Source organism: Streptomyces sp. NPDC057287 (assembly GCF_042667905.1).
GTDB lineage: Bacteria > Actinomycetota > Actinomycetes > Streptomycetales > Streptomycetaceae > Streptomyces.
On record NZ_JBHUYV010000019.1, the window covers coordinates 161,714 to 166,275 of the forward strand.

The 4,562-nt window shown below is 71.1% G+C and carries 3 protein-coding genes; 1 reads left to right on the top strand and 2 read right to left on the bottom strand.

All coding sequences use genetic code 11. The features are described from left to right. Positions 1-141 precede the first annotated feature (141 nt). Positions 142-1,485 carry a UDP-glucose dehydrogenase family protein gene (locus tag ACFUNE_RS30570; RefSeq protein WP_383574688.1) on the bottom strand — a complete coding sequence of 448 codons (1,344 nt, stop codon included), beginning with the start codon at positions 1,483-1,485 and terminating at the stop codon, positions 142-144. A 184-nt stretch (positions 1,486-1,669) separates the two neighbouring features. Here ACFUNE_RS30570 and ACFUNE_RS30575 point away from each other — a divergent pair, with 184 nt between their 5' ends. Then, complete coding sequence (locus tag ACFUNE_RS30575) at positions 1,670-2,827, top strand: acyl-CoA dehydrogenase (protein WP_383574712.1); 1,158 nt, start codon at positions 1,670-1,672, stop codon at positions 2,825-2,827. A 305-nt stretch (positions 2,828-3,132) separates the two neighbouring features. Here the strand turns inward: ACFUNE_RS30575 and ACFUNE_RS30580 are convergent, their stop codons facing one another. Further along, positions 3,133-4,116, bottom strand: coding sequence for a helix-turn-helix domain-containing protein (locus ACFUNE_RS30580; RefSeq protein ID WP_383574690.1), 984 nt, complete (start codon positions 4,114-4,116; stop codon positions 3,133-3,135). Positions 4,117-4,562 lie beyond the last annotated feature (446 nt).

A 4,562-nucleotide genomic window follows, 5' to 3' on the forward strand; every position in this document is an offset into this window, starting at 1 on the left:
CCCCCCCCCCCCCCCCCCCCGGGGGCCCCCCCCCCCCCCCCCACTTCCCACCTGGTGCCGCCCCCCGCACACCCCCCCCCCCCCCTGTGGCGCGGGGGGGGGGCCCGGGGGGCCCCCCGCCTCCTCGCATCGGGCTTCGCGTCAGGCCTTCGGCCGCCCCATCGCCCGGTACGTCCAGCCGGCCTCGCGCCACACCGCGGGGTCCAGGGCGTTGCGGCCGTCGAGGATGATCCGCCGCCCGGCCACCTCGCCCAGCGCCGCCACGTCCAGCTCCCGGAATTCGCGCCACTCCGTCAGGTGCAGGACCACGTCCGCCCCGCGCACCGCGTCCAGGGCCGTGTCCGCGTAGCCGAGCGTCGGGAAGAGCCGCCGGGCGTTGTCCATGCCCTTGGGGTCGAAGACCGTGACCTGGCCGCCCTGCAGGTGGATCTGCCCGGCCACGTTCAGCGCGGGCGAGTCGCGTACGTCGTCGGAGTCGGGCTTGAAGGTGGCGCCCAGCACCGCGACGCGCGTGCCGAGGAACGAGCCCCCGCCCACCGCCTCGCGGGCCAGCTCCACCATGTGGCCGCGCCGGCGCATGTTGATCGAGTCGACCTCCCGGAGGAAGGTCAGCGCCTGGTCGGCGCCCAGCTCACCCGCGCGCGCCATGAAGGCCCGGATGTCCTTGGGCAGACAGCCCCCGCCGAAGCCGATCCCGGCCCGCAGGAACTTCTTCCCGATGCGCTCGTCGTGACCGATCGCCTCGGCGAGCTTCACCACGTCGCCGTCGGCGGCCTCGCAGACCTCGGCCATCGCGTTGATGAAGGAGATCTTGGTCGCGAGGAAGGAGTTGGCGGAGGTCTTCACCAGCTCGGCGGTCGGGAAGTCGGTCACCACGAAGGGCGAGCCCTCGGCGATCGGTCCCGCGTAGACCTCGCGCAGCAGCTTCTCGGCGCGCTCGCTCTCGACCCCGACCACGAGGCGGTCCGGGTGCAGCGTGTCCTTCACCGCGAAGCCCTCGCGCAGGAACTCCGGGTTCCAGGCCAGCTCCGCGTCCGTACCCACCGGCGCCAGCTCCGCCAGCCGCGCGGCCAGCCGGGCGGCGGAGCCCACCGGGACGGTGGACTTGCCCACGACCAGGGCGGGACGGGTCAGCTGCGGGGCCAGGGACTCGAAGGCGCTGTCCACGTAGCTCATGTCGCAGGCGTACTCGCCGTGCTTCTGGGGAGTGTTCACGCAGACGAAGTGCACATCGCCGAACGCGCCGATCTCCTCCCAGGAGGTGGTGAACCGCAGACGCCCCGTGGACCCCTCGATCCCGGCCACGTGCTTCTTCAGGATCTCCTCGAGCCCCGGCTCGTACATCGGCACCCGGCCGGCCGAGAGCATCTCGATCTTCTCGGGCACCACGTCGAGCCCGAGGACTTCGAAGCCCAGCTCCGCCATGGCCGCGGCATGGGTCGCGCCGAGGTAGCCGGTGCCGATCACGGTGATCCTGAGGGCCATGGGTGCTCCTGAACGATGCGGACAGACGTGCGGAGCCGAGCATAACCGGGCGTGCGGAACGCTGTTTTCCGACCGTCACGGGTCTGTCGGATAGCTCACGTGCCCCGCCCGTATGCCTTCGCTCGGGTCGGCCACTAAAATTGGGTTACTTAACGGTAGTTAGCATCCTTGGGGAGTGAACGTCTTGGCGGGTTCGACCGATTTCGACCTGTACCGTCCGGCTGAGGAGCACGACATGCTCCGCGAGACGATCCGTTCGCTCGCCGAGGCGAAGATCGCCCCGCATGCCGCCGCTGTCGACGAGGAGGGCCGCTTCCCGCGGGAGGCGCTGGACGCGCTGGTCGCCTCGGACCTGCACGCGGTCCACGTCCCGGAGGAGTACGGCGGCGCGGGAGCCGACGCGCTCGCCACGGTCATCGTGATCGAGGAGGTGGCCCGTGTCTGCGCGTCCTCCTCCCTGATCCCGGCCGTGAACAAGCTGGGCTCGCTCCCGGTGATCCTCTCCGGCTCCGAGGACCTCAAGAAGAAGTACCTGGGCCCGCTCGCCAAGGGCGACGCGATGTTCTCGTACGCCCTCTCCGAGCCGGACGCCGGCTCCGACGCGGCGGGCATGAAGACCAAGGCCGTCCGGGACGGCGACTTCTGGATCCTCAACGGCGTGAAGCGCTGGATCACCAACGCGGGCGAGTCCGAGTACTACACGGTCATGGCCGTGACCGACCCGGAGAAGCGCTCCAAGGGCATCTCGGCGTTCGTCGTCGAGAAGTCCGACGAGGGCGTCTCCTTCGGCGCCCCGGAGAAGAAGCTCGGCATCAAGGGCTCCCCGACGCGCGAGGTCTACCTCGACAACGTCCGCATCCCCGCCGACCGCATGATCGGCGAGGAGGGCACCGGCTTCGCCACGGCGATGAAGACCCTGGACCACACCCGCATCACGATCGCGGCCCAGGCGCTCGGCATCGCGCAGGGCGCCCTGGACTACGCCAAGGGCTACGTCCAGGAGCGCAAGCAGTTCGGCAAGCCGATCGGCGACTTCCAGGGCATCCAGTTCATGCTCGCCGACATGGCGATGAAGCTGGAGGCGGCCCGCCAGCTCACCTACTCCGCCGCAGCCAAGTCCGAGCGCCTCGACGGCGACCTGACCTTCTTCGGTGCCGCGGCCAAGTGCTTCGCCTCCGACGTCGCGATGGAGGTCACCACGGACGCCGTGCAGCTGCTCGGCGGCTACGGCTACACGCGTGACTACCCGGTCGAGCGCATGATGCGCGACGCCAAGATCACTCAGATCTACGAGGGCACCAACCAGGTCCAGCGGATCGTCATGGCCCGTAACCTGCCGTAGTCCCCCTGCGCATCCGATGAGGGAGCCCCCGCTTCGGCGGGGGCTCCCTTTTCGTGACACCCCCGAGTGTCCGGCCTGCTCAGGCGCGCGGTCCTTCGTCGAGGATCTCGTCGGCGGAGTCGGCGGTGGCGGCCCGGCGAAGCCATCGGCGCAGGATGTCGAGGTCGCGGCAGCCGGTGATCGTGTCGCGGATGTCGCCGGAGACATCGATGCCGCGTTCGCCGAAAGAGGTCCACGGCCACCAGGTTCCTCCACTGTGTGCGGCGGGGCTGCTGCCCAGGCCTTGTGGGTGAGTTCGACGACGGTCAGGCCGCTGCTTGTGCCTCCGCGCGGCAGTCGCGGCAGTGGCCCGGGTGGCGGGAGCGGAAGGCGCGGTCGCAGAGGTCGCAGTTCTGGAGCGGGATGACGATCACGCCGGGTCGCTGCGGGGGCGCGAGGTCGTGGGCTCCGGGCAGCGGCGGCGGCAGGAGGGTCGTGATCCGGTGCCTCAGGAGCTTGGCCGGGTGTCGCAGCGGCACGGGCAGGTCGGCGGTGAGGGCGTGGCGGATCGTCTCGGGATGGGCGTCGCGCTCCAGCCAGGCGGCCACTCCCGGGGTGAGCGTCCCGATGTCCCGCTCCGACAGGACGAGCTGGGGTGACAGTCGGCGGAGGTCCGCGAGGAGTGCTCCGGCTGTGCGCAGGAGCTCCGGGGCCTCCGTCGCCGGACGGGGGACGGGTGGGGGCGGTGCCGTACGCGCTGTGGGGGCGGGTACGCAGACGGCCGGAGCGGGCGGGCGTGATGCCGGTGGCTCGGGTGCGGGTGCGGGTGCGGGTGCGGGCGCGGGGGCAGGCTCATGTGGCGCGGGAGGCGGGGCTGTTCGCGCCGGGGGCCCCGCCTGTGACCTCGTCGGGGACGGAGGGGGCGGAGGTGCCGCCTGTCCGGTGTCCGGCCGGTTGCGGGAGACGGTGCGGGTCACGACACGGCCGTCGGGGAGCCGGACCCGGCTGCGGTGCAGATAGCCCGCGGCCTCCAACTCGCGCAGTGCGGCGGCGATGCGCGTCTCGCTCTCCGGGAACCGCTCGGCCAGCCGCTTGATGCCGATCCGCGCTCCTGCGGGCAGCGACTGGATGTGCACGGCAAGCCCGATGGCCACCAGGGACAGCCCCCGATGACGGCTGAGGTGGTTGCCGATGACGGTGAAGTCGGTGGTGTGACGGGAGTTGATGTGGACGACGCCGGAGGACGGCTTCGCATCCTCGGTCGTACCGGGTGGGGCGCACGGGGGCGCGTTATCCTGCTGGGTATCCATCGGGAAGGGGTCTACTTCCTCGGTGGTCAGGCCCTCGATCGGGATTCCTAGTCCCGGCCGGGGGCCGTCGCATGTCTGGGGTTGTCGTGGCGAGCATATGCCCGCCAACCCATCTCAAATCCAGCCCAGTTGCCATATGTCACCCGCGCGGGTGACCTGGGGCCAGGTGGGGTCGGTTGGGGTGGGGAAAGTTCTTTTCCCACGTACTTGAAAGCCTTTTACGTCGTGGGCCACCGGGTCGCGGCCCGCCATGTCGTGGGCCACCGGGTCGTGGATTCCCGCGACCCGGTACACGCCGTCACGGCGCGGTTGTCCGGTGCTCGTCCAGCCGTGTCCCGGCTGTCCGGGGTGACGTGCGGGGCACATCCGTGGAGCACGCCTCCCGGGACTGACCGGGGCGGCGGCGGTACGTACGACGAGGGCGGGCCGGGGAGTTGTCCCCGGCC

Bases quoted from the DNA above. Each gene is read 5' to 3' on its own strand.
- ACFUNE_RS30580 (WP_383574690.1), bottom strand. From the start codon at position 4,116: ATGGATACCCAGCAGGATAACGCGCCCCCGTGCGCCCCACCCGGTACG.
- ACFUNE_RS30570 (WP_383574688.1), bottom strand. From the start codon at position 1,485: ATGGCCCTCAGGATCACCGTGATCGGCACCGGCTACCTCGGCGCGACC.